Genomic DNA, 25,220 nt, shown 5'->3' on the forward strand with positions numbered 1-25,220 from the left:
AATAACAATCAGCAGAATAACTGGTACAACTGGGGCGTAAATGACTGGAATAACCAGCAGAACAACCAGAACAATGACTGGAACAACGGTCAGCAGAACAATGACTGGAACAACTGGAATAACGGTCAGCAGCAGAATAACGACTGGAACAACTGGAATAACGGTCAGCAGCAGAATAACGACTGGAACAACTGGAACAACGGTCAGCAGCAGAATAATGACTGGAATAACTTGAATAACGACCAGCAGCAGAATAATGACTGGAATAACTGGAACAATAACCAGCAGTCAGGCAATGCGGCAGCAGGCACAGAAATGAACCAGTCCGCTACAATGGCTGATGATTTCAGAACCGGTTCATCACGTTATTTTATCGCTTCTGACGGCTGGGAGAACGGTGATCCCTTTGACTGCGGCTGGTATGCTTCACAGACCGGCTTCAGAGACGGTACACTTAATCTCACGATCGACAGGGATAATACCGGCAAGTACAACTATGCAGGCGCTGAGTACAGGACCACTGCATTCTACAGCTATGGTTACTATGAGACTTCAATGCAGCCTATCAAGAATACAGGTGTAAATTCGTCCTTCTTCACATATACAGGAGAGTCCGACGGAAATCCATGGGACGAGATCGACATTGAGTTTCTTGGTAAGGATACCACAAAGGTACAGTTCAACTACTATACCAACGGACAGGGCAACCATGAGAAGATGTACGATCTTGGTTTTGACGCTTCACAGGGCTTCCATACTTACGGATTTGACTGGCAGCGCGACCATATAACATGGTATGTAGACGGAAAGCCTGTTTACACCGCATATGACAACATTCCTCAGACACCCGGAAAGATAATGATGAATGCATGGCCCGGAAGAGGCGTTGATGAGTGGCTTGGTCATTACGACGGAAGAACACCTCTTACAGCGCGTTACCAGTGGGTAACATACAATAAACAATGATTACTTCCCCCCAGGTTTAATACTATTTCTAAGGGAAAAAGGAGCAATACGCAGGTATTGCTCCTTTTTCTTTTATTCTGTACTGATATCGAGTTTATCCATCATGAAATCGAACAGGTTCTTGTTCTGATCCTTGGCGTCAAGGTCAACGTCCTTCGCGCTTTCCTTCCAGCTGCCGTCGGGAAGAAGGTAGTAGGCGATGTTGTGCTGAGACCATTCATAAGCCATATCCTCCGCAGTCCGGTAATTCTCCATATCGGCGCTGTGTACCGGATGAACGTATATAAGTGCCTGACATATGATAACTATGTCATCATAGTCTGTGATAAGGTACGAGTCTGAGATATGCCAGTTGTCAGGTTCATAGGCGGCACTGAATGTACTGCCGTTGTAGGTGAACTCATAGCTCTGGCTGCTTTCGTCTGTACAGTGCAGACCTGTATCCTCCGGAGAGCTCAGTATATGATGAGCTTCTGTGGTGACTGCCGGAGCTGTTGCCGTGACTGATGTGGTATAAGCAGTAACGGCTTTTGTCGTGACAGTCGTTGTAGATGCCGTGACAGTCGGTGCGGCTGTTGTTTCTGCTGCCTGAACAGTGTCATCTGTCGGTATATTGTTATCGCTGCAGCCGTAAACCAGAGCGGCAGCCGCCGCGGAAAGCAATAACAGGGGTATTATCTTTATGAAACGCATTTCCTGTGCCCTTTCCTTATCAGATGTCAATGATATCCGCCATGATATCCTCAGTCATCTTATAGGGGCAAATGTCAAGCTTAGCCTTATTTGCGAGGACACATACGGCGGACCTTTCAAGCAGTTTACGGCTGACGGACACAGGCGCAAGCTCAGAGATGAACTTTCCGAGTTCGTCGGTATCTGTGAATCCGGCAGCGCTGAGGATAGCTTTCTGTCTGTTGGTATCCGCGTATTTCATGTACTTTGCAAGGAACACACCCACAGCCGGACCGTGAGGGATACCGGCCTCATAGGTCAGCATATAGCTGAGAGAATGGGGGATACCTGTGCCTGTCTGTGCAATGGACATACCTGCAAGAGCGGCTGTATCCATGAGCGACTGGGCAGCCTCCTCGCTGAGCTGTCTGCTGCCGTCGATGTACGGGCGGCATTCTGCCCATTTGGCAAGTCCTGCAAAAACGATCATATCGCTGTATGTGTCCGCGAGGGTATTCACACCGCTTTCAATAAAATGTGAAAGCGCGTCTGTTGCAGTATTTACGATCATCTTTGCCGGAGCGGAAAGGATATACCTTCCGTCTATAAGGGCAATATCCGGGAATATCCTGTGTTTTGCCGACAGCTTTGTATGCAGGTCATGCCTTGTGAGAACAGATACCCCTGTGACCTCAGAGCCTGTTCCGCAGGTTGTGGGTACTGCCGCTAACGGGAGAGCGCCGGCAGGAACATTTTCATAAAGAAAGTCCCATTCCTTATCGCTGTTTTTCATCATCAGCGCTATGGCTTTTGCGGCGTCCAGCGGAGAACCTCCTCCTATACCGATGACAAAGTCGGCGCCGCAGCGGAGACCTGTGTCCCTTGCTGACATGACGGTCTCAACGGAAGGATTTTCTTCTGTCCTGTCGAAAACGGTATAGGCTACGGAGTGCTTTTTCAGAGCGTTTATAACGTCGTCAAGCGAGCCGTTGAGCTTTGAGGAGTTCTGTCCCGTTACTATGAGAGCGTGGGAGCCCAGTGCGGCAAGCTCTGCGGAGTGGCTGGCGATGCAGTTTATTTCACTGAATACTTTGGTTGGCATATAGAATTTCATTTTATCCCTCTTTCATAATGTGTTTCAGCGGCGGAACGTCTTTATTGTCCTGAATACCTGTTCTGCGGTATCTGCAAGGTTACGGGCGGCGTTTCTGCTGTCCATCGCCTCTTCCGCGGAAGAAACCTGCCTGAGTATAGGAAAGAAAGCGTCTATCCCTTTTTCATTGCAGAGAGAAGCGTCTTTCCCTGCCACGCCGCAGAAAGCGATCACAGGCTTTCCGTATTTCTTAGCCAGTGCGGCAATACCGGCTGGAGCCTTACCCATAGCAGTCTGACTGTCTATGCAGCCCTCGCCTGTAACGACTATATCAGCGTTTTTTACCGCTTCTTCCATGCCCGAAGCCTTTATCACAAGGTCTATACCTGACATAAGTCTGGCGTTAAGGTAGTACATAAGGGCGAATCCGAGACCGCCTGCTGCGCCTGAGCCTGCTGTATCGGGGTCAGCGGCAGGGCAGAATCCCTTTGTGAGCTGAGCGTATCTTTTCATATAATCGTCCATCAGTCTTATCGTATCGTCATCTGCGCCCTTCTGACGGGCGAAGACAGCGCTGCAGCCGTTCTCACCGCAGAGTGGGTTGCTGACATCGCAGGCGACATGGAAGCTGCATTCCCTGAGCTGCGGAATAACGTCATTATCGTTTATAGCTGTCAGATGTGAGAGTCCCTCAGCGCCGAAGCAGACCTGTTTGCCGTCAGCTCCCAGCATACCGAAGCCGAGAGCCTGCAGGCAGCCTATGCCGCCGTCGTTGGTGGCGCTGCCGCCGATACCGATAATAAAGCTGCGGCAGCCCTGCTCTGCGGCGTCACGTATCATTTCGCCTGTGCCGTATGTAGTGGTATGCATGGGATCACGCTCTTCTTCGGCAAGGAGGGTAAGTCCCGAAGCGGCAGCCATTTCTATGACCGCTGTTCCGTCGGGGAGAATGCCGTAAGCGGCGTTTATGGACCTTCCGAGCGGGTCAGGCACATTTATCCTGCGGAACTCTCCGTTCAGACCGCTGACCAGCGCTTCCGCAGTACCCTCGCCGCCGTCCGCAACAGGAAGCACAATAGTCTCAGCATCTGTGAAGACCCGCTTTATCCCTTCGGCGGCGGCTTTTCCCGCCTCGGCGGAGGAAAGGCTACCCTTGAATGAATCTATTGCTATAACTACTTTCATTTTACACCTCATACTGTATGTATCAAACATATTATAGCACGAAAGAAGAGTTTATGCAAACCTGCCTCTGAACGATATGCAGGCACATTTTATTTGGCTTTTTTGACTATGAATTATACGGAGTTTTGTTAAAAGTGACAAGAAAAGCCTTTGACCTTCTGTTTGGCTTGCTTTTTTTTAGTTCAAAGGTTATAATAATTAGTGTATACACAATAACCGACATAAGGCGGTTATTGCCCCGTAACTTGCTCAGGTGGCGCAGGATCCTTATAAAAAACGGGAAGTCTGCGCGGACACTGATAATAAATGACCTATACCGGAAAACGGACGTTGCTTTAAGGAACGTAATATATATATGTCGGAAAGACAGGTGTGTTTTATGCATACGAAAAACAAGTATTCATGGCTCGGACATCTTGATTTTATGGCAGTTGACCTGCTTGCGATGATAATATCGTTTATCTGCGCCTATTTCATAAAATTCCGTGACTTCAGCTTCATCAGCAGTCCTGACTGGCTGAGGCTCATACTTCTTTTTTCGGGCTTCAATATAATCATAGCCCTTGTAAAGAATCCCTACAGCGGAATACTGAAGCGTTCCTACTATATGGAAGTCATAAGGGCGATGCAGCTGACATTCTATAACCTCATCGCGGTCGCTCTGGTGCTTTACATATTCAAGATAGGAGCTACCTATTCCCGTGCTGTATTCATTATGATGTACAGCTTTTATCTGCTGCTGTCGCTGCTGATGAAGTATATATGGAAGCAGTTGGTGGTGTCAAAGAAGGTAGTGCTTTACAACACGAGACCTGTTTCGCTGTTTATCGTCGGAAACAGGACGGATATCGGAAACATACTCACAAATGTCGCTGCAGGAGACTTTGATATCTATGATGTGAAGGGGATATATTTCCCTGACGACGGCAGCTGTACCGATTATAACGGCATACCTGTTGTAAATAAGGATTTTGCGGACTATGTTGTAAAGAACAATATAGACGATGTACTTATAGCCGTTCAGCCTGCTGCGGTAAGCAGTGACGAATACAGGAAGCTGATAGGCAATGCGGTGAATATACATATAAGTGTCGAGTCTGTGGTAGGTATGCAGACAGAAGACCAGTTCGTATCAGATGTGGGAGTATACAGGACGCTCAGTGTCGGGGCATATTCGTTCACTCCCAGTACGCTTCTTTATCTTGCTCTGAAAAGAGTGCTGGATATTATTATCGGCGCTGCCGGACTTGTCCTGCTGATACCTGTATCTGTCATTGTCAAAGCGGCTTCGCTGTTATCCGGAGACAAGGGCAGCATATTCTACACTCAGAAGAGAGTGGGACTTAACGGCAGGAGCATAAGGATACTGAAATACCGCACAATGGTGACAGACGCTGATAAAAAGCTGAAGGAGCTGCTGAAGGAAGAAAAGTACCGCAAGGAATGGGAAGAGAACCAGAAGCTCACCAATGATCCGAGGATAACAAAGGTCGGAAGGGTGCTCAGAAAGCTGTCGGTCGACGAGTTCCCCCAGTTCCTCAATCTCATAAAGGGAGATATGAGCCTTGTCGGTCCCCGTCCTCTTGTTGAGGGCGAGCTTGAAGCCCATGACGGACTGAAGCTCTACCAGAAGGTAAAGCCTGGTATAACAGGCTGGTGGGGCTGCAACGGCAGGTCGAATATCGAGTACCGTGAAAGACTTGAGCTGGAATATTACTACATAAAGCATTTCTCCATGTATCTTGATATACTCTGCGTTTTAAGAACGATCTTCGCAGTTCTGAAGAAGGACGGCGCGGAATAAAACCATAGATTAAGGACGGTCGCAAAAATGAAGATACTACAGATATCCAATTATCTATATCCGCATATAGGCGGCATAGAGCAGGTGGCGAGGGACATTGCCGCTTCACTGCATGACAGGGAAGATACCGAGCAGATGATAATATGCTTCAACGAGGACGCGCAGGACGGTGAATATACCTGCCGCCGCGGTGAAAATGTCACTGACGAGGTGGACGGCGTAAAGGTAGTCCGCTGCGGCTGTATAGCGAAAGCAGCGTCGCAGTCCATATCCCTTTCATATCCCTGCGGACTGAAAAGGACGCTTGCTGATTTTGCGCCGGATATAGTGATATTTCATTATCCGAACCCCTATGTTGCCAGCTTTCTGCTTCCGATGCTGAAAAAAGAAACGAAGCTGATAGTGTACTGGCACCTTGATATAACAAAGCAGAAATACCTCGGCAAGCTGTTCCATTTCCAGACCCTCAGGCTTTGCCGGCGCGCCAGCAGGATAGTTGCCACCAGTCCGAACTATATCGACGGAAGTCCCTATCTTTCAAGTTTCAGGGATAAATGCACGGTCATACCGAACTGTATTTCTGCCGACAGACTTAAAACGACTCCTGCCATTGAGGAAAAGGCAGAGAAGATACGCAGAAGGTTTGCGGGAAAGACCATTGTATTTGCAGTCGGCAGGCACGTGGAGTACAAGGGCATGAAATATCTTGTAAGAGCCGCTAAGTTTCTCGGTTATGATTTTGCGGTGCTTATCGGAGGAAAAGGTCCGCTTACCGGCGAGCTGTTCCGTGAGAGGGCAGGAGATAAAAATGTGCGTATGCTTGGCAGGATAGACGATGAAACTCTTGCAGCCTGCCTGACGGCCTGTGATATATTTGCTTTCCCGTCGATAACAAAGAACGAAGCCTTCGGAATAGCTCTTGCTGAGGGAATGTACTTCGGAAAGCCTGCTGTGACATTTACAATAAAGGGCAGCGGCGTCAATTACGTGAGCCTTGACGGAGTTACAGGCACAGAATGTCCCAACGCGGATACTGAGGCTTATGCAGAGGCGCTGAAAAAGCTTGCATACGATGAAGAGCTCCGCGGCAGATACGGTGCAGCTGCAAGGCAGAGAGTCATGGACAATTTTATGTTTGAGGGATTCAGGGACAGAGTAAACAGACTGATAACAGAGGTGGAGCCGTGAGGACTATAATAATAAACGGAAAATTTATGGCTGAGAGGATGCAGGGCATAGTGCGCTATGCCCGTGAGATAGTCTGCGCAATGGACAAGCAGCTTTGCAGCGGAGAAAGGGTCCTGCTCGTTATCCCGGAAAACGCTTTTGATATACCTGAATTCAGGCATATAAAGGTAGTAAGATACGGCAAGAGGACAGGGCTTCTCTGGGAGCAGCTCGAACTTAGACATTTCGCGGCACGCCGCAAAAAGGCAGTTCTGCTCAATCTCTGCAATATATCTCCGTTTTTCACCGGAGACAGCGTAACAGTCATACATGACGTGATGTACAAGGTCAATTCGGCAGATTATACCACTCTTCGCAACCGTGTCTCACGCTTATGGCACGTGCTCCAGTACAACTACCTCTGCCGCCACGAGAAAATGATAATAACGGTCAGCAGGTTCAGCAAGGGGGAGATAGAGCGCTGTTATCCCAGTGCAAATGGAAAGATAAGGGTGGTATACAATGCTTGGCAGCATATACGCACTTTTCATGAAAGCAGCGACTGGCAGGAGCGTTATCCCATGCTGAAGAGCGGAGAATACTTCTTCTCTCTGTCTACTCTTTCGAGGAACAAGAACGGCAGCTGGATAATTAACGCCGCAAGGAAGAATCCGGACTCTGTCTTTGCGATGGCAGGAAAGATATATGAGACAGAGTATGACGAGCTTCCTGAGAATGTGCATCTTCTCGGTTTCATATCCGACGATGACGCCTGTGCGCTGATGAAGAACTGCCGGGCTTTTATATTCCCGTCGCTGTATGAGGGCTTTGGTATCCCTCCCCTTGAAGCTATGGCGCTCGGCGCTCAGGTGATCTGTTCTGACGCGGCGTCGCTGCCGGAGGTATACGGAAGCAGCGTACATTATATAGATCCCCGTAACAGCGATATCGACCTTGAGGCTCTGCTTGCGCAGGAATGCGGTGACAGGGAGGAGACTCTCGCCCGGTACAGCTGGGACAGATCGGCAAAAAAGCTGCTTTATCTTCTGAGAGGTATGGGATAAAAGGAAAAACAGTTATCAGAGGTGATCTAACATGAAAAGCAGCGTTGGTTCTGACATAAGGGAATTCAGTCTGCTCTTTCCAAATGAAAACAGGGAATGCTTCCGGCTTGGCGCAAATACGGCAAATGACCTTTCCGTAAACTTTATTGCCGAGAGTATCTGCGGCAATTCCACTGAGCAGGAGGTAGTGAAGAATATCCTTCTTGAAATGCCGACGAGCGAGAGGATAATAAATTACCGGAGGGAGATATATTCCGAGCTGAAGGAAAAAGAGGAGCTGTGCGGAAAGCTTTATGGCATATTTGACGTCATGCGCTTTTATGCCGGCGAGCGTCCAGTTCAGATAGGTGAAAGCTCGACCCTTATTGAATTCCTTAACCGGCTAAGGGCGCTTGAGGGCTATATCAGTTCCGTGATAAGGATAAGTGAAGCGATAGAGGGGCAGGAGTTCCGCTCGGAGGGCATGAAGAAATTTGCCGGATATGTAAATGATATCTGCAACAACAGCGGATTTAAGGAGCTTTTGGAGGACATCTCCGCAGTAGGCGACGATGTCCATGACATAAAGAGCATAACCATAGGCATAAATCTTGACGCTGAGTTCTATCCTCTGGAGTCGGGTATAATCTCGCTGAACAAGTATTATTTTGACCGTCAGAGCGTTTTGAAGCGCTTTATAAAGTACCGCCTGAAGGACCAGAAGAACGATAAGGACCTCAGACAGTTCACTATGGAAATGCCCAGCAACGAGCTTAACTGGATACATCAGAAATACCGCGGTATACCGTCTCCGACGAACCGTCCTACAGATACTCCTCTTATGAACAATCTCAACACCATAATGGAGCGTATGCTCCCGTCAATGACTTCAAAGCTTAAAAAGGTGCTGAATAAGTATGTTGACGTAAGCGGAAGAGCTCTTGCGGGACTTGCGGACGAGCTCCTGTTCTATTTCCGCTTCATAGGTCTTGAGAAGAAGCTGACTGAATACGGCATACCGTGCTGTTCAGCGGAGGCGTCGGACAGCGATACTGTACTCAGGGATTTCTGCAATTTAAAGCTTGCGATATGCCGTATGAAAGGAACTGTTGAGGAAGATATAGTATGCAATGATATGGAATTCACTGACGATAAGACGGTACAGGTACTCACAGGCCCCAACCGCGGAGGCAAGACCATACTGACACAGGGCATAGGACTTGTGTTCCTGCTGTATCAGAGCGGAGTGTTCGTACCTGCCTCATCGGCGAAGATACGCCCCTGCAATGGTATATACACTCATTTCCCTGTGGAGGAGGAAAAGACTGTTTCTCTCGGAAGACTGGGTGAGGAAGCCGAAAGATTCAATGAGATATGCAGGACAGCCGATCATAACAGCCTTCTGCTCTTCAACGAATCCTTTGCCACCACCAGTCATACCGAGTCTCTTTACATAGCCGAGGACGTTCTGAAGTATCTCTGCTGTATCGGAGCAAGGACGATATTCAATACGCATATGCACGAGCTTGCCGAGAATGCGGATAAGCTCAGCGGCAGCGCAGGCTCCGGATACGGTGCTGTGAGCGTTGTGATGGAGAACGATAACGGAAAGCGCTCCTACAGGATAAGCTACAAAAAGCCTGACGGCAAGAGCTATGCGCATGAGATAGCCTGCAAGTACGGCATAACCTTTGAGCAGCTAATGGAGAGAACGGCTGCCCATACCGACAGTCGGGACCTGAACGGGTAAACGTAAGAATATGGATAGAAAAAAACTGCACATTATCGGTTACGTGATGATATTCTGCGGATTGTCGGTGCTTTTGTTGTTCGCGTACAGAAAGATAAGCAGGGAACTGTATCTGCGGAAGCTGCTTAGGGAGAATATAGTATTTGAGATACCGAGCCTTGATATACGTGTTCCTGTTCTGGAGGGGACGAGCCAGAAGGCACTTCAGGCAGCGGCAGGACATTTTGAAGGGACAGGAGCTCCCGGCAGAGGGAATTACTGTATAGCGGGACATAACAGCACTGTTTATGCCGAGATATTCAACGACCTTGACAAAATACAGGCAGGCAGCGAGATGATACTGACGGACAACGATGAGAAAAGGACGAAATATACCTATATCGTTACCGGGTATGATATAATCGCACCGAGCAAGGTGGGCGTGCTTAACGATTTCGGAGATGACAGGCTCACTGTTATCTCATGTACTGACGACGGAAAGTACAGGCAGGTCGTGGTAGGTATGCTGAAAAAGTGACTTTGATTCAACAGCAGAATAAATGGCAAAAGGCAGTCAGTATGGACCGACTGCCTTTCGCGCGTATATGGAATAATTAGAAAAAAGCATATTTCCTTCTATATAATAAAACGAAGCATGAGACCAGAATGTGACAAAAAAATCTCACTTAAAAAATTTTTTCGGAACTGAAATATTCCGCGCTGAAATTCGACTGTATAGACAAGAGGACCTCAGAACCTGATGAAAGGAGGTTTCCCGGTTATGAATGATGCATCTATCATGGAACTGCTCCGTAACAGAGACGAAAGCGCTCTGAGGGAGCTGAAAAACAAATACGACGGACTGTGCCTTTATGTTGCGGGAAATATCCTGTCAGGGCGCGAGGACGCGGAGGAGTGCGTCAATTCCGCATACTATGACCTGTGGAAGAAGATACCGCCGGAAAGTCCCTCAGACCTGAAGACCTATCTTTGCCGCATTGTAAAGAACAAGGCTATAGACAGGCTGAAGTATAACTCCGCACAGAAGCGCGGCAGGGGATATGCGGTCTCGCTTGACGAGCTTGCGGAATGTATCCCTGACAGGGGAGGCGACGATATATCCGCGGAGAAGCTTGCGGTGGTGATCAGCAGCTTTCTCAGGGAGCAGGACGAAAAGCACAGAAAGGTATTTGTAAGGCGATACTGGTACGGCGACTCCCTCGCGCAGATAGCAGGATATTACGACATGAACGAAAAAACAGTAGCGACTTATCTTTTCCGGACAAGAAAGAAGCTAAGAGAATATTTGAAGAAGGAAGGTTATGATTATGGATAAGCAGAAATTTTATGACGCTGTGAATATGATCGACGATGACCTTATAAAAGAAGCGGAGGTAACTCCCGATAAGCTTACGGAAAGCGACGGCGAGGGCATTACAGTATCCGGCGTTGAGGTGTACAGCAGCAGGATAAAATGGCACAGGATAGCCGCGGCTGCTGCTGTTGTCGCACTTGTTGCAGGCATTGGAGCATCGGTGAATATGCTGATGAAGCACCGCCCGAACGTAGTGCATAATCTGACAGATGATACACTGGAGGACAGCATAGGCAGCGATCCCGCAGAAGAAGTTACAAAAGAAAGTGAACATAAACAGGGAGCAGGGGGCGAGACGACCGCAGCTCAGCACATCGAGGGGCCGAAACCTGTTGATACCTCTGAAAATACAAGCACGGCTCCCGATAATGGCGAAGAGCCCACAGCTGTTCCGATAGTGGAGAACAACGGCAGACAGCAGGAGACAGTACAGACAGCGGCACAGCAGACCACTAAGCCGGCAGAAAATACTGCCTCAAAGACTACTGCCAGAACCACATCAAAGACAACTGCAAAGACCACGACCAAGCGCACAGAGCCCGTTACTACGACGACAAAGTCCGTAACTACAGAGAAAATGGACGTTTTCGCACGTCTCAATGAGCTGACCTATTCTCCCGATTTCTGTGACGGACTTCCCGAGTATGTGCTGAACGCTCCCGGAGATACGGAGATATTCTATTTCAATTTCAGAGAAAAATGGGTATGGCGCAACGGTTCGGCAAGCAATCCTGTACTGAAGGAAGCCGTTCTTCCAGATGACCTTGCCGAATACCTTATGGCTCACGGCGAGGAGATAGGAATGTATCCTTCACAGTACAGCATTCCGGTGCCTATGCAGGGCTATAGCTTCAATGCTCAGTATATCCGCACTAACGGTTACAGTGACGGTGCAGTATATCCCAAGAAAAAGCTCATAACGAGCCGTGCGGAGCTTGATAGCTACATTGAGGCTAATAAGGACATATATGATTTTAAAGGCTGGGATACAATAACAGGCTTCATGAACGCGACTGCCAAATATGACGATAACTGGTTCAGCAGCCATAAGCTTCTTGTAGTTGTACTGGAAGAGGGAAGCGGTTCTGTAAGTCATACAGTAGCAGAGGTCAACGGACTCGGTGTAACGATACAGCGTGAAATACCAGAGGTCGGCACTTGTGATATGGCTGAATGGCATATCCTTATAGAGGTAGACAAGGACGTATATGTCCACAGCGACTTTATGGTAAGCACCTACGAAAAACACATAAGATAAAAAGCAGAAGGCAAGCGTAAAAGCTTGCCTTCTTTTATACTATCTTCGTGACCTTGTAGCCTGCGGCTTCAACAGCCTGTTTCAGCTCGTTATCGGAGATATCGCCGCAGAGCTCGACAACAGCCGTTCCGCTCTTATGGCTGACTTCTGCGCTTTTCACGGCACTTAGCTCATCCAGAGCCTTTTTGACGCGAGCCTCGCAGTGTCCACACATCATGCCCTTTATTTTTATGGTCTTTTCTGTGCTGCTGTCGGGATTTCCCTCAGCCTTTACCTGTACCGACCGCTTTTTATCGCGGCTTGCGTCATATGGGTTGAACATATTGAGCCTCAGCGCGTTTGTAACCACGCAGAAGCTTGAAAGGCTCATAGCCGCCGCCCCGAACATGGGGTTCAGCTCCCACCCGAAAAGCTTTATATAAGTTCCCGCGGCAAGGGGGATACCTATTATATTGTAGAAGAACGCCCAGAAAAGGTTCTGTTTTATATTCCTGAGAGTTGCCCTGCTGAGTCTTATTGCGGCAGGAACGTCATTGAGACTGCTCTTCATGAGGACTACGTCAGCCGCGTCTATGGCAACGTCAGTGCCTGCGCCGATGGCTATGCCCATATCTGCCGAGGTGAGGGCGGGAGCGTCGTTTATTCCGTCACCCACCATTGCGGTAACTCCCTGCTTTTTCAGTCTGCGTACAGCGGCTTCCTTCTCATCGGGAAGAATGCCCGCAATGACCTCGTCCACGCCAGCCTGCTCGCCTATAGCCTTTGCGGTAGTTTCATTGTCCCCGGTGAGCATTATCACCCTGATACCCATATCTTTCAGCTGCTTCACGGCTTCCGGACTGTCTTTTCTGACTACGTCAGCAACAGCTATAAGACCTGCTGTTTTTCCGTCCTCCGCAAAGAAAAGTGGAGTTTTTCCCTCTGCGGAAAGCTTTTCGAAAGCAGCCCTGATATCCTCAGGAATCTCTGCGGAAGCCCCTATAAATCTGGGATTTCCTCCCGTTATTTTTACACCGTTTCGTTCTGCTGTAAGACCGTTTCCCGAAACCGCCATGAAAGAGCTTACTTCATCTGCTGAGATATTTTCCTCTCCGCACCGTCTGACAACAGCCTTTGCGAGAGGGTGTTCGCTGTGAGATTCAAGGGCAAGGGCGAGGCTGAGGAGCTCCTTTTCCGTGTATCCCTGTGCAGGGATAATATCTGTTACTACAGGCTCGCCGGCGGTTACAGTTCCCGTCTTGTCGAGAGCCACAATGCTGACCTTTCCCGTCTGTTCGAGAGAAACAGCGTTCTTGAAGAGTATGCCGTTCCTTGCGCCTGTGCCGCTTCCCACCATTATCGCCACTGGAGTTGCAAGACCGAGAGCGCAGGGACAGCTTATAACAAGGACGGATATCGCCCTTGCAAGGGCAAAGCCAGCGGACCTGCCCACAAGCAGCCATATTACAAGAGTTACCGCAGCGATTATTATTACCGCGGGAACGAAGATTCCCGATACCTTATCCGCGGTCTTGGCAATAGGAGCTTTTGTGGCAGCCGCGTCGGAGACAAGTTTTATTATCTGAGACAGGGTAGTGTCAGCTCCAACCTTTGTTGCTTCACATCTGAGATATCCCGAAGTGTTTATGGTAGCGGCAGTTACGGCTGAGCCGGCTTTTTTATCGGCGGGAATGCTTTCGCCTGTTATGGCAGCTTCGTTTACAGAGCTTTCGCCATCGATTACTATACCGTCAACGGGTATGCTCTGTCCGGGACGGACTATGAATATATCGCCCTTTACCACGTCATCGGCGGCTATCTCGGTCTCCTTGCCGTCCCTTACCACCACGGCTGTTTTCGGGGACAGCTTCATCAGTCCCTTCAGAGCGTCCGTTGTCTTTCCCTTTGAGCGCGTTTCAAGGAGCTTTCCCACAGTTATGAGAGTTACTATCATTGCAGCCGACTCAAAGTAAAATTCGTGGGTATAGCTCATGGCTTTTTCGATACTGCCCTTTACCTGTGCGTCAGCCATTGCAAAAAGGCTCCACGTGCTGTAAATGAAAGAAGCCATTGAGCCCATAGCCACAAGGGTATCCATGTTAGGAGAGCGGTGAAGCAGTCCCTTTGTGCCGTTTATGAAGAATTTCTGATTTATGACCATTACCGTCGCCGCAAGTATCAGCTGTGACAGTCCGTTTATGAGGTGATTGTCAGCCATTACTGCCGGAAGCGGAAGACCCAACATGGAATGTCCCATTGAAATATACATCAGTATCAGCAGGAATACAAGAGAAGCAGCAAGCCTGCGCTTCAGTGTGCGGAGCTCCCCATCGTTTGACAGAGCGTCATCGGAGCTGCGCTTTTTCTCTGCTGGATCTGCCGGAGAAGCTCCGTAGCCTGCGTCTGTGACGGCTTTTATAATAGCGCTTTCCGTAGCGCTGCCCTCAACTCCCATGGAATTAGTCAGCAGGCTTACAGAGCAGGAGGTAACGCCTTCAACGGAGGAGACAGCTTTTTCCACCCTTGCACTGCACGCCGCACAGCTCATGCCTGTTATATTGTATTTTTTCACTTTTTCACCCCTGTCTGTAATCTGTAAGGTTAGTATATCACAGAACGGCAGTTTCGTCAATCAGAGCAGCTAAACTGTTATACAAGGCTAATAAATATCAAGCTCCGGGGCAGTGCCTCAGAGCTTGTCAGTTGTTTGCAGTTCAGCGCACATCATAGTAAAAACTATCCGCTGCGGCACGGTCTTTGCCGGTGAAGATACGTTTTGTGAGCTTACGCTCTTTTATAAGGTACCAGTCTCCGAATTCGTCGAATTTGCGGGCAGAAGTCAGTACATATGACCGCTTGAGAGTTCCGTATTTTTTCCCTCTTTTTTTTCCGTGTTTTTTGAGCCTTACAGCGAAATCCATATCCTCAAGGCTTATAAGGCTTTCGTTAAAGCCGTTCACAGCGTTAAAGTCACGTTTATAAAACCAGAACATGGCACCGCTCAGGTAGCCGCCGTTTTTTATCATAACAGGCAGAAGCTTCAGAAGGACATATACAGATGAACAGGCTATCCCGACGGACATTCTGTCAAACTTAGGATTGGTGCCGCCGCCGATATACTTTCCGCTTTCGAGTTTATCCCTTATTTCCGCAAGGGAGTATTTCGTCATCAGGCTGTCAGCGTCCACAGTTACGATTATATTGCCTCTGGCAGCCCTTATGCCGGTATTTCTTACGGCGGCGATACACTTGTCGTTATTGACAAGTACCCTCGCACCGTAGCGCTTTGCGATAGCGCAGGTCTTATCAGTACATCTGTTTGCGACAACAATGATCTCGACTATGTCGGGTCTGACATATTTTGACGCGCTAATTACAGCCCGTAAGCACCTGCCGATGTATTTTTCCTCATTGTGTGCCGGAATAACGACGGAAAAAGCAGTTTTGCCCATAGTACACCTCCGGATCAGGATATTTCATAGGAATATTATACATCGGAGCGTTATTGCTGTCAATAGAAAAGCCATGATACTTCTGAAAATGATATCAGGAATATCATGGCATTTTTAGTCCTGTATGAGCGGTATAAATCAGCTGGCGAGCATACTCATAGGGTCAATGAATTCGCCGTTGTGGATAAACTCAACATGGAGATGAGGCGGAGTACCGCTTTCGATGTCGGCAGTTTCGCCCACTGCACCCACAAGGTCACCGCCGTTGACCTTATCTCCCTGTTTTACCGCAAGATCAGAGCCAAGTCCGCAATATTTCGTAGTATACCCGTTCAGGTGGTCGATCGTCACGGTAACGCCCCACAGGGGATCGTTTGAGATCTTTTTGATCTCTCCCGCAGCCGGCGCATATACATCGGTACCAACTTCCGCGGCGATATCTGTTCCATTGTGGGTCTGCCACGTTCCCGTGGTGGTGTTTTTCACCAGCTCTCCGCCGCTGAACTCGCAGAGGATACTGCTCATATCGTCGAGAGGAGGCCTTGCGGCAGTGAATATTGCAGCTGCAGGTTCAGGCTGTTCAGAGTAGCTGTTTTCCTTGAACGGTGCGTCAACTGTTATTTCCGCGGCAGGCACTGTAGACTGTACAGTTCCGGTCATGACCGCAGAAGCTGCAGTTGTTGTGACTCTGTATGCCGGAGCAGTGGACTTAGGTATGTTGGTAACGTATCTGTCAACGGCAGCCTCATGCACTATGGTATTATTTTCGGAAGAGGGCTTGACCTGCGGCAGTCTGTCACCCTGTTTATGTGCGAAAAGGCAGGCGGCGCCTATCATTACAGCGCTTATGCCGAGTGCGGCATAGAAGCCTTTTGAGCCTTTTTCGTAATGTTTTTCGGTCAGTTCATTTTTTTTCACACTAACACCTCCGACCATATTATTGGCTGCGTGGTCGGAAAATATACACATTTTCTGAAAAGCGGAAAAGTAATGCACAGAATGTCCACTTCAGGTGTATCTTTTTCAATATTCAACTGTTTTTGGTTGAAAAAAGCCTCATTTCAGCCCTTTTATAGAAATGCATTTTCATACTTTCCTTGTCAATGAAAAAGAGGTGTGAAAATCACACCTCTTGGTTATCAGTTATTGTCCGGTTCCTGTGAAGCCTCCGGAGCTAAGCCGCTTGTATCTACTGAAGAAGCCGGCGGCAGTGTTGCGGCAGGAGCCGTCCACGGCTCGGTTGCCTGAGTCCACGGTTCTGTCGGCTGAGTCCAGGGCTCGTAAGGAGCGGTCGTCTCAGGCTCGGTATATGGCTGATATGCCGCAGTTGCTGTTGTTCCGGCAGTATAAGCAGCAGACACCGTTGTAGTGGTGGTGGTAGTAGTTGTTGGTGTTGTGGTGAGTACAGGACGAACTTCGTCAGGGAGCTTGGGAGTTGTTGGCTTTACGCCGTTCAGACCGTAGCATTCCTGATAAGCGAGTATCAGGTCCCTTATCATATATTTGGAGTATTCACCGTGCTCAACAACGCCTGCAAAGGCAATCTCAGGGTCGTCTGCGGGAGCGAAGCCGATGAAGAAGGAGTTCTGGTCGTTAGGGTTTGCGCCTACCTGCGGAGTACCCGTCTTTATAGCCACGTCAAAGCCGAGGTTTGTGAGGGAGTATCTTGCGGGCATACTGCGTGAAGCGTCTATCATACCGCCTATGATATAGTCATAGAGGTCCGGGGAATTCATCTCGATCTGATTTGCGATAACCGGTTCGGTCTTTTTTATGAGCTGACGTGAGCCGTAGGAGTAGTAGCTGTCAACGATATACGGCTGATATCTCACGCCTCTGTTTCCTATGGTGCTTGCAACGACAGCCATCTGCAGGGGAGTGATACCGCAGTCCTGGTTACCGATACCTGCCTGGATAACATTTCCTATGACCCATTCCTGACCGTGTTCCTCAAAGGTCTCCGGGTTACAGAGATAGCCCTCTGCGTCGCCTGTTTCGATGCCTGTATGAGAGCTGAGACCGTACATTTTTGAGTATTTTGTGATATTGTCGATACCCAGCATACGTGACAGCTCATAGAAATAGCAGTTGCAGGATACCTCTATAGCATGGCGCATGGTGATGTTTCCGTGAGTACCCGTACATGAGTAATGACTGCCGTAGAACCAGTAGTCATGACCGCAGAAAAGGGGAGTACCGCCTGTTACAACGCCTTCGTTGAGACCTGCCGTAGCGGTAATGGTCTTGAAGGTGGAGCCGGGACGGTAAAGACCGTAGGTGCAGCGGTTTACAAGGGGAGAATCCTCAGCCTGCAGGAAGTATTCGTAGTTCTCAGAGTAATCCTTGAGGTTATATGTGGGAGCCGTAGCCATTCCCTTTACAGCGCCGGTTTTAGCGTCAAGGACGCATACTGCTCCGCATTTTCCCTTCAGCAGACTTGGCATGGGATTTATTGAGGGAAAGGTATAGTTCAGGAAGTTGTCGAGGATATTCTGCAATTTCAGCTGATAAGTGCCGTCAACGGTGAGCTTTACCGTCTCTCCGGAGTTTGCTTCGAGGATAGTTTTGACGTCTCTTACAACGCCGTCCTTGACGGCTATCTGTTCCTCGCCGTTCTGACCTCTCAGGGGAGTTTCCATAGCGGCTTCGATACCGCTCTTACCGAGGGTGTCGTTATAGCTGTAGCCCTTTGACTTCAGATCGTCGTATTCCTCCGCGTAGATTGGACCAACAGTGCCTATCTCATGGGGAAGGATATCTCCGCGGACTATCTTCCTTTCGGAAGCGTCAACAGCTTCGAGACCGCGGTAGAAATTGCTGAGCTCCTTCATATCAACGACGGTCTTGTCGTCAACGCCTTCAGCAAGAAGAAGGTCGTTGGTATAGGAGAAGTCCTTGTCTATCATCTGATAGCGCATACCTGCGATGATACGCTTTTCCTCGTCGGTATAGGTATCGGCTATCTCGTAATCTGATATGAGCTTGTCTATGCAGTTCTCTGCGGTAGCGTAGACATTGAGGTTGAGGTCTGATATGAGCTCCGAGTTATCTTCCTTCAGGAAGATGTAAGGCTTTGAAAAGGATACGGGGATACTTTCCTTGAACTTGTATCCGTGTTCCTCAAGCGCCCGGTAGATGCCGAGCAGTATTTTGTTGCCTTCCTTGAAGTCAGTGGGGAAAAAAGCCATCTGCAGCACTATATCGGTACGTGCGTCGTTGGTGACTATGGTATTTCCGTTGAAGTCTATTATTTCTCCACGGGTAGCCTTTATGCCCTTCTTGTAGGTAAGGGTGCCGGGCTCGTACTGCTGTGGAGTTTCGATGGCGTTGTCGCCGACCACCTGTATCCTCATAAGTCTCAGTGAACTCAGGAGCGCAAGTGATATGACAAGGAATATTATGATAATAGATTTGAGGTTTTCTGCAAATCCTTTCAAAAGGTCTGCCTCCTTTATTATTATGACCGCACCTTTGGTGCGGTCTGAGAGATTATCTTCTGTTTTCCGACTGGATGTTTGTATTCATAGCTTCCTCTACGGTGAGGTGTTCCTTTGGCATCAGCAGGCGGTTAACCAGCTTCAGCAGGAAGTATATCAGCACTGATGATATGACAGTATATATCCAGACTCTGAGCGTTACTCTTACGAAGATACGGTGTACGTGCTCGTATCCCCATATCTGGTAGTAGAACTTGTAGTCCAGCCAGCACTGTATGTACGCGGCGGCGGAAGCTATTATCATAAAGTTTATGAAGCGGTCTTTCAGGTAAAGCTCGAATACGAGATTTGCGGCGATACAGAAAAAAGCAAGTATCACAGCGTTGTATCCGAAAAGCTTACCGCAGCATATATCTATGAGAAAGCCGCAGACAGCTCCTGTTACAGCCGAGGCGTAGATATTGTTGTTTACAGCTATTCCTATCGCGAGAGGAACAAGGAGCACAGGCTTATATAGAGTGCCTGAACTCATAATTATGAAGCCGGCAAAAATGAGCAGATAGTATATGACCCAGCGGAGAGCAGTTTTTATACGAAAGATACGCTGCTCACGGGTAGTTCTAATCCTCATCTTCTTCGTCCTCCTTCTTGCCGCTGAAATCGGTTATAACGATGACAGAGGTAAGACGGGAAACATCCACACAGGGATTTATATCGGCGCAGACTGAAAGTCCGTTTGAGTCGTAGCCTATATCAAGGATAGTTCCGATAGGGTAGTCCTTGGGGAAAAGACCGCTGGAGCCGGCGGTTATCATAAGGTCGCCGCGCTTCAGCTTGTTCTTTTTAGGAACGTGTATGAGCTTGGTCTGACCGCTTTCCGAGGAGAGTACATTTCCCTCGATTATGCCCTGATCCGCATTTGACGATGAAGCCACAGCAGCAACTGACAGGTCGGGGGAGAGTATCGTTCTTACTGTTGAAAGGTGCTTTGAAACCTCAACTGTTATCCCGACGAGTCCTTCTGCGGTAACTACGGGACAGTTCACAAGGATACCGTCTGCCGAGCCCTTGTCGATAGTGAAGGACTTGAAAGGGTCATTTGTGACATAGCTCAGCACCTTGCAGGGCTGGGAGAGCTGATAGTCCTCGTTGTTTTCCTTTATGGTAACGAATTTGCGGAGCTCCTCCACCTCTGCCTTTATAGCGTCATAGTCGGTAAGCTGTGCGTTGAGTTCGCCGATCTGCTTTTTCAGGCGTTCATTCTCCTCATAGTATTTGTCAGCGTTTTCAAGTTTATCCACGGTGCGCTCCATTTTTGCGCTTATACTGTTTGAAGCGGTGCGGAAAGGCTTGGTGACGGTATTTATGAAGGAAGCTCCCGAAACGGAATAGCCGCCCTTTGTAACGGCGTAAACCATTATGCCGACGAGAAATGCGAGAAAAGCAAGCAGAACCTTGAATCTGGTGCTTTTTATGAAATCACGCATGGAGCTCCCCCTTAATAGTACTTGACGTTTTCGGTGAGAGCGTCCTGATAATCGTTGATATTTTCAAGTATCTTGCCGGTGCCCTCGGCAACGCAGTCAAGTGGATACTCGGCGATATATACCGGCATACCCGTCTCACGGTTTATGAGCTTGTCCAGACCGCGGAGCAGAGCGCCGCCGCCTGCAAGAGTTATGCCGTGGTCGATGATATCTGCTGAAAGTTCGGGAGGAGTTTCCTCAAGAGTTGACTTTATAGCGTCGATCACTCTTGAAAGGGGCTCAACGAGAGCGTCGCGGATCTCAGCAGAGGTCACTGTAATATTCTCCGGGAGACCGTTGAGCAGGTTCCTGCCCTTTATCTCCTGGGATTCCTCCTTCTCGCTTGGGAAGGCGGAGCCGATATCGAGCTTGATATTCTCAGCTGTCCTCTCACCGATAAGGAGGTTGTATTTCTTCTTGATATAATTTATGATAGCGGCGTCGAACTCGTCGCCTGCGCATCTTACAGAGCGTGAAGCGACTATGCCGCCCATTGATATAACGGCTACCTCGCTGGTGCCGCCGCCTATATCAACTATCATGCTGCCGGCAGGCTCGTTGGTGGGGAGACCCGCGCCGATAGCGGCAGCCATAGGCTCTTCTATTATAAGTACGTTGTTCGCGCCTGCTTTTTTGCAGGATTCGCGGACCGCACGCCTCTCGACGGCTGTAACGCCGGAGGGGATGCATATAATTACGTTTGCCTTTGTGAAGAAGGTACCCTTCAGGGCTTTTCTTATGAACTCCTGAAGCATTGTCGTTGCTATGTCGAAATCGGCGATAACGCCGTCCTTCAGAGGTCTTACGGCAACTATCGAGCCGGGAGTACGGCCGATGACGTCCTTGGCTTCCTTGCCGACATAGCGGCATTTGTCCGTTCTTGTATTTACGGCAACGACTGACGGCTCTCTTATTATTATACCCTTTCCTCTCATATATACGAGGGTATTAGCAGTGCCGAGGTCAATGCCAATATCTTTTGTAAACATTCTGTAGCTCCTTAAACTGCTTTGATTCTGATATACACATATTTATATTATATCACCAACGGGAAATATGTACAAGATTTTTTTCCGGGAAAATCCCATGGCTGCAAATTTTGGTATAATACGGTAACTGCTCCGCATAAACACGGGAAAAAACTGTCAAAATGGACGACAGCGCCATATCACTTGGAGGTGATGAGCTTGGGAGCAGTTTTTATGTATGCGTATATAGCTATGATTATGCATATTATCTGCGCGATGTTTATATTGAATGTGAAACCGAATGTAACGCTGAAAAGCTCCATTGAGAATGTGCTGTTATCAAGGCTTATACCTCTTGAATAGCCGAGCCATGCAAATGAGCCTGAAGCGATAGTACCGATAACTCCGCCGAAAATGCAGGCGCAGATGAAAAGAAGCAGAAAATAGAGTGTCTTTTTCATAATGAAATCTCCAATCTTTTGTTTTAGTGTATTTATCGGGTAAATAACATTTTACCTGGCTTTTTGAGCAACGGACGTTCGCAATTGCATATTATGCCACACACTCACAGCCGGTCAAGACCAGTGCAAGCGCCGTAAACGGCGGTCCTGACAGTCTGTGAGTGTGTGGTCCGGAGCAATTACGCAAACGTCTGCCTGCCTTCGACCACAAAAAAAGTTATATTCCCTGTTTATTTAATTCCCGATGAACCGAAGCCGCCGTTTCCGCGCTCTGTTTCGGAGAGCTCCTCGCTGACTTCGATATCAGGCATTAATATACGTGTTGGGATCACCTGAGCCACACGCATACCGTGTTCCACGGTAAATGTGGCTTTTCCGTGATTTATAAGGGGGACGAACCATGCGCCGCGGTAATCGCTGTCAACTACTCCCACGCAGTTGGCAAGGGATACTCCGTACTTTGAGGAGAGCCCCGAACGCGGGTATATCAGCAGGGCGATATCTTCTGAATCAGGCTCTGCCGTGATACCGATGGGTATCATCTTTATCTCGCCCGGTGCAAGAGTCACGGGAGAATCAAGGCAGGCGCAAAGGTCAAGACCTGCGCTTCCCGGAGTTGCACGGGAGGGGATAACAGCTCTCGGATCGAGCTTTTTGAAGGTAAGTTTCATGTTGCGATACCTCTGTAATAAAGTCCTCTTGTGATATTTCCCTGCGGCTTGAAGCCGCTGAGAGCGGCAAGTGTGCCTTCAGCGTCCTCGTCGGAAAGGTAAATGACGCCGTAGCTTATTCCGCGGAGCTCTTCTGTCCTGTCAAGCATATAAAGCCTGTCCGGATTGAGTATCTCGGTATAATCCTTTGAGCATACCACAGGGAGCTCCCTGCCTGTGCGGTCGGTGAGCTTCTTTGTGCATTTTCCGCAGCCCACCTCGTTTCGTATCGGGCAGTTCCTTGTGAGCATAAGCGGCAGTCTACCGTATACCACGGCTCCCAAAGGGAGAGCGGTATGTACGGCGGCAGTCTGCGCAAGAGTTGCCTCAACAGAGAAAACGCAGTCCTCAAGACCGAGCCCACGGAGATATTCCGCAGAGAAGGAATTGAAAACATTCAGCGTAAAGCTGCCGTGAAGCCTGAATCCGAGCTCTCTGCCTATTGCGATACAGTCAGGAGTGTGGCAGTAAAGCCTGTCAAGTCCCATAGTCTTCAGCTTTTTGAGCCTTTCCGCAAGGCTGTCCTCGTTTGCAATGAAACGGGGAGGCGAGACAATGAGCTTTTTCACGTCCACGCTGCCGAGTATTTTCTCGTTCAGCAGCTCTTCGGGTACTATGAGATACTCCGAAAGCTCTGCGGCAGTCTTTATCTGTTCAGCTGTGCGACAGAAGGTGCGGAGAGGAAGCTTTCCGGCAGTCTCTTCCCGGCTTTGCTGCGGGATATCCGGAGCATAGTCGGAAACTGTATATACAGGTGTATTTTTCGCAGTTATGGCGGCAGTAAGCTTTTCGGCGACGTCCCGGCGAAGCTCGTTGAGCTTTCCGGCAGGGACCATAAGTCCCTCATCTATGTCGGCGGTAAGTTCACCCATGCTGAAAACCGTATCTCCAAGCTTTGAGAGCTGTTTTTCAAGAGCGTCTATGTCAGTGGGGCGGCTGAGCGCCTTTTCGGGAGCTTCGCCCACGGAAGAGACCGTAATGCCGTTGCATTTTCCGGTCAGCTCCACCGGCTGTCCCTCTTTTATCACTGCGTGAAAATCAACTGTGTAAGCCTTGCGCTCGAAGCGGTAAAGCTCGTGTATCTTTGGTATCAGCTCATGTGCTGAGATAACATCATCCTTTTCACGGACTCCGAACATATCCTGCCTTTTGCCTGTGAAATAGCCGTCAGTAAAGCCGCTTCGGGAGAATACTCCGCGGAGGAGCTTCATATCGGGGGCATTGCCTTCAAGCGAAGCTTTCAGCTCATGTACAGCGGAAGCCACGTATTCGGGGCGCTTCATGCGTCCCTCTATCTTGAAGGAATCAACTCCCATAGCCGCAAGCTCACGGGCATTCGGAAGCAGGGAAAGGTCTTTCAGCGAAAGAGCAGCCTTATCCTTATTGCCGACAGCAGAAAAGGGAAGTCTGCAGGCTTGTCCGCAGCAGCCGCGGTTTGCGGACCGCGAGCCTATCATTGCCGACATATAGCACTGTCCAGAGACTGACATACACAGCGCACCGTGTACGAATATCTCGGTCTCAATACCTGTACCGCAGATACGGGAAATAGTATCCCTGTCAAGTTCCCTTGCGGGAACTACTCTTGCGTAGCCGAGCCCGCGGAGCATTGAAGCGCCTGCGGCGGTATGCACCGACATCTGCGTGGAGCCGTGGAGCACGGCATCCGGAACGCAGCGGCGTATCAGTTCCGCACAGCCCCAGTCCTGTACGATAAAGGCGTCAACACCGCTTTTGGCGGCGGTTTTTATATACTCGCAGAAATCAGCGGTCTCATCGTCGGAAATGACAGTATTCACCGCAAGATCGAGCTTTGCGCCGTACTTATGGCAGAGCGCTGCGGCTTCCGCTATTTCATCTTCCGAAAAGTTATTGGCACTGTTTCGCGCGGAAAAACGCTTTCCGCCTATGTATACAGCCTGTGCGCCTGCTCTGAGAGCCGCACGGAGAGTTTCCATGCTGCCTGCGGGAGCAAGTATCTCTGTTTGTTTCATTAAATGCTGTCGCTGAGCTGCTTGAGCTTGACCATATTTTCAAGCTGAGTTATCTTGGATTTGAGGACCTCTATCTCCTTCTGAGCAGCGTCGCGCTCTATACGTGTCCTGCCTGCCTCGTCAACATATTCCTTTGTCTGGTCGCGGATATTGTCAAGTCTCTGGTTTGACTTGTTGAGATCGTCGAGAAGAGCCATTGCCACCATTATGGAAGCTGCATAAGGCGAAGAACCGCTTGCTGCGGTGATCTCGGTGATCTTTGTTTCGAGAGCTCTTGCAAGAGCATAAACGTAGTTCGGAGCTTCGGCAGTCTTTATCTTGTACTCCTTGCCGCATATTATGACCTTTACTTCATTAAGCATAGTATCGTCCTTTCCGTGGCGTATTATTAACCACTCTAC

The 25,220-nt window shown here is 49.0% G+C and carries 21 protein-coding genes and 1 pseudogene; 8 read left to right on the plus strand and 14 right to left on the minus strand.

From position 1 onward, the window contains the following. Positions 1-378: 378 nt before the first annotated feature. Positions 379-954: pseudogene (locus QZZ36_RS05010) on the plus strand (glycoside hydrolase family 16 protein); the annotation flags it as partial. A gap of 84 nt (positions 955-1,038) precedes the next feature. On the opposite strand, the gene QZZ36_RS05015 reads toward QZZ36_RS05010, so the two are convergent. Genes QZZ36_RS05015 through QZZ36_RS05025 form a run of 3 tightly spaced genes read right to left on the minus strand, consistent with a single transcriptional unit; the run spans position 1,039 to position 3,916 of the window. Beyond that, positions 1,039-1,689, minus strand: coding sequence for a hypothetical protein (locus QZZ36_RS05015; protein WP_295077781.1), 651 nt, complete (start codon positions 1,687-1,689; stop codon positions 1,039-1,041). Further along, on the minus strand, positions 1,679-2,752 hold the full coding sequence (locus tag QZZ36_RS05020; protein ID WP_295077784.1) for an iron-containing alcohol dehydrogenase family protein: 1,074 nt from the start codon (positions 2,750-2,752) through the stop codon (positions 1,679-1,681). The genes QZZ36_RS05015 and QZZ36_RS05020 overlap by 11 nt, the downstream gene beginning before the upstream one ends. 24 nt (positions 2,753-2,776) lie before the next feature. Further along, complete coding sequence (locus QZZ36_RS05025) at positions 2,777-3,916, minus strand: glycerate kinase (RefSeq protein ID WP_295077786.1); 1,140 nt, start codon at positions 3,914-3,916, stop codon at positions 2,777-2,779. 379 nt (positions 3,917-4,295) lie between these two features. Between QZZ36_RS05025 and QZZ36_RS05030 the strand changes: the two genes are divergently transcribed. The 7 genes from QZZ36_RS05030 (at position 4,296) to QZZ36_RS05060 (ending at position 12,292) form a co-directional block, all read left to right on the plus strand. Continuing rightward, positions 4,296-5,720 carry an exopolysaccharide biosynthesis polyprenyl glycosylphosphotransferase gene (locus QZZ36_RS05030; RefSeq protein ID WP_295077789.1) on the plus strand — a complete coding sequence of 475 codons (1,425 nt, stop codon included), beginning with the start codon at positions 4,296-4,298 and terminating at the stop codon, positions 5,718-5,720. Positions 5,721-5,747: 27 nt separating this feature from the next. Continuing rightward, a complete protein-coding gene (locus tag QZZ36_RS05035; protein ID WP_295077791.1) occupies positions 5,748-6,908 on the plus strand; it encodes a glycosyltransferase in 1,161 nt (386 codons plus the stop codon). Next, positions 6,905-7,951: a glycosyltransferase family 1 protein gene (locus QZZ36_RS05040; protein WP_295077793.1), complete on the plus strand. Its 1,047-nt coding sequence runs from the start codon at positions 6,905-6,907 to the stop codon at positions 7,949-7,951. The genes QZZ36_RS05035 and QZZ36_RS05040 overlap by 4 nt, the downstream gene beginning before the upstream one ends. 31 nt (positions 7,952-7,982) lie before the next feature. Beyond that, a complete protein-coding gene (locus QZZ36_RS05045; protein ID WP_295077796.1) occupies positions 7,983-9,680 on the plus strand; it encodes a hypothetical protein in 1,698 nt (565 codons plus the stop codon). 10 nt (positions 9,681-9,690) lie between these two features. Continuing rightward, on the plus strand, positions 9,691-10,197 hold the full coding sequence (locus QZZ36_RS05050; RefSeq protein WP_295077799.1) for a class D sortase: 507 nt from the start codon (positions 9,691-9,693) through the stop codon (positions 10,195-10,197). A 243-nt stretch (positions 10,198-10,440) separates the two neighbouring features. After that, a complete protein-coding gene (locus tag QZZ36_RS05055; protein ID WP_295077802.1) occupies positions 10,441-10,995 on the plus strand; it encodes an RNA polymerase sigma factor in 555 nt (184 codons plus the stop codon). Beyond that, positions 10,988-12,292: a hypothetical protein gene (locus QZZ36_RS05060; protein WP_295077805.1), complete on the plus strand. Its 1,305-nt coding sequence runs from the start codon at positions 10,988-10,990 to the stop codon at positions 12,290-12,292. Before QZZ36_RS05055 ends, QZZ36_RS05060 begins: the two co-directional genes overlap by 8 nt. 34 nt (positions 12,293-12,326) lie before the next feature. On the opposite strand, the gene QZZ36_RS05065 is transcribed toward QZZ36_RS05060, so the two are convergent. The 11 genes from QZZ36_RS05065 to QZZ36_RS05115 all read right to left on the minus strand — a co-directional run bounded on the left by QZZ36_RS05065 (position 12,327) and on the right by QZZ36_RS05115 (position 25,181). Then, positions 12,327-14,843: a heavy metal translocating P-type ATPase gene (locus QZZ36_RS05065; protein WP_295077808.1), complete on the minus strand. Its 2,517-nt coding sequence runs from the start codon at positions 14,841-14,843 to the stop codon at positions 12,327-12,329. A 142-nt stretch (positions 14,844-14,985) separates the two neighbouring features. Then, positions 14,986-15,723, minus strand: coding sequence for a glycosyltransferase (locus tag QZZ36_RS05070; protein WP_295077811.1), 738 nt, complete (start codon positions 15,721-15,723; stop codon positions 14,986-14,988). Positions 15,724-15,861: 138 nt separating this feature from the next. Next, on the minus strand, positions 15,862-16,641 hold the full coding sequence (locus QZZ36_RS05075; protein WP_295077814.1) for a M23 family metallopeptidase: 780 nt from the start codon (positions 16,639-16,641) through the stop codon (positions 15,862-15,864). Between the two features lie 221 nt (positions 16,642-16,862). Beyond that, a complete protein-coding gene (locus tag QZZ36_RS05080; RefSeq protein ID WP_295077817.1) occupies positions 16,863-19,160 on the minus strand; it encodes a penicillin-binding transpeptidase domain-containing protein in 2,298 nt (765 codons plus the stop codon). Between the two features lie 52 nt (positions 19,161-19,212). Continuing rightward, positions 19,213-19,791, minus strand: a complete 579-nt coding sequence (gene mreD / locus QZZ36_RS05085) for a rod shape-determining protein MreD (protein WP_295077820.1) — start codon at positions 19,789-19,791, stop codon at positions 19,213-19,215. After that, positions 19,781-20,647, minus strand: a complete 867-nt coding sequence (mreC, locus tag QZZ36_RS05090) for a rod shape-determining protein MreC (RefSeq protein WP_295077823.1) — start codon at positions 20,645-20,647, stop codon at positions 19,781-19,783. Before mreC ends, mreD begins: the two co-directional genes overlap by 11 nt. Positions 20,648-20,658: 11 nt before the next feature. Continuing rightward, complete coding sequence (locus QZZ36_RS05095; protein WP_295077826.1) at positions 20,659-21,675, minus strand: rod shape-determining protein; 1,017 nt, start codon at positions 21,673-21,675, stop codon at positions 20,659-20,661. A 179-nt stretch (positions 21,676-21,854) separates the two neighbouring features. Continuing rightward, positions 21,855-22,115 carry a DUF4321 domain-containing protein gene (locus QZZ36_RS05100; RefSeq protein ID WP_295077829.1) on the minus strand — a complete coding sequence of 87 codons (261 nt, stop codon included), beginning with the start codon at positions 22,113-22,115 and terminating at the stop codon, positions 21,855-21,857. A gap of 230 nt (positions 22,116-22,345) precedes the next feature. Beyond that, positions 22,346-22,786 (minus strand): dUTP diphosphatase, encoded by a 441-nt coding sequence (dut, locus tag QZZ36_RS05105; protein ID WP_295077832.1) that lies wholly within the window; start codon positions 22,784-22,786, stop codon positions 22,346-22,348. Next, positions 22,783-24,819: a U32 family peptidase gene (locus tag QZZ36_RS05110; RefSeq protein WP_295077835.1), complete on the minus strand. Its 2,037-nt coding sequence runs from the start codon at positions 24,817-24,819 to the stop codon at positions 22,783-22,785. The genes dut and QZZ36_RS05110 overlap by 4 nt, the downstream gene beginning before the upstream one ends. Then, positions 24,819-25,181, minus strand: coding sequence for a cell division protein ZapA (locus QZZ36_RS05115; protein WP_295077839.1), 363 nt, complete (start codon positions 25,179-25,181; stop codon positions 24,819-24,821). The genes QZZ36_RS05110 and QZZ36_RS05115 overlap by 1 nt, the downstream gene beginning before the upstream one ends. Positions 25,182-25,220 lie beyond the last annotated feature (39 nt).

The organism is Ruminococcus sp. (assembly GCF_016287535.1).
Lineage (GTDB): Bacteria > Bacillota > Clostridia > Oscillospirales > Ruminococcaceae > Ruminococcus.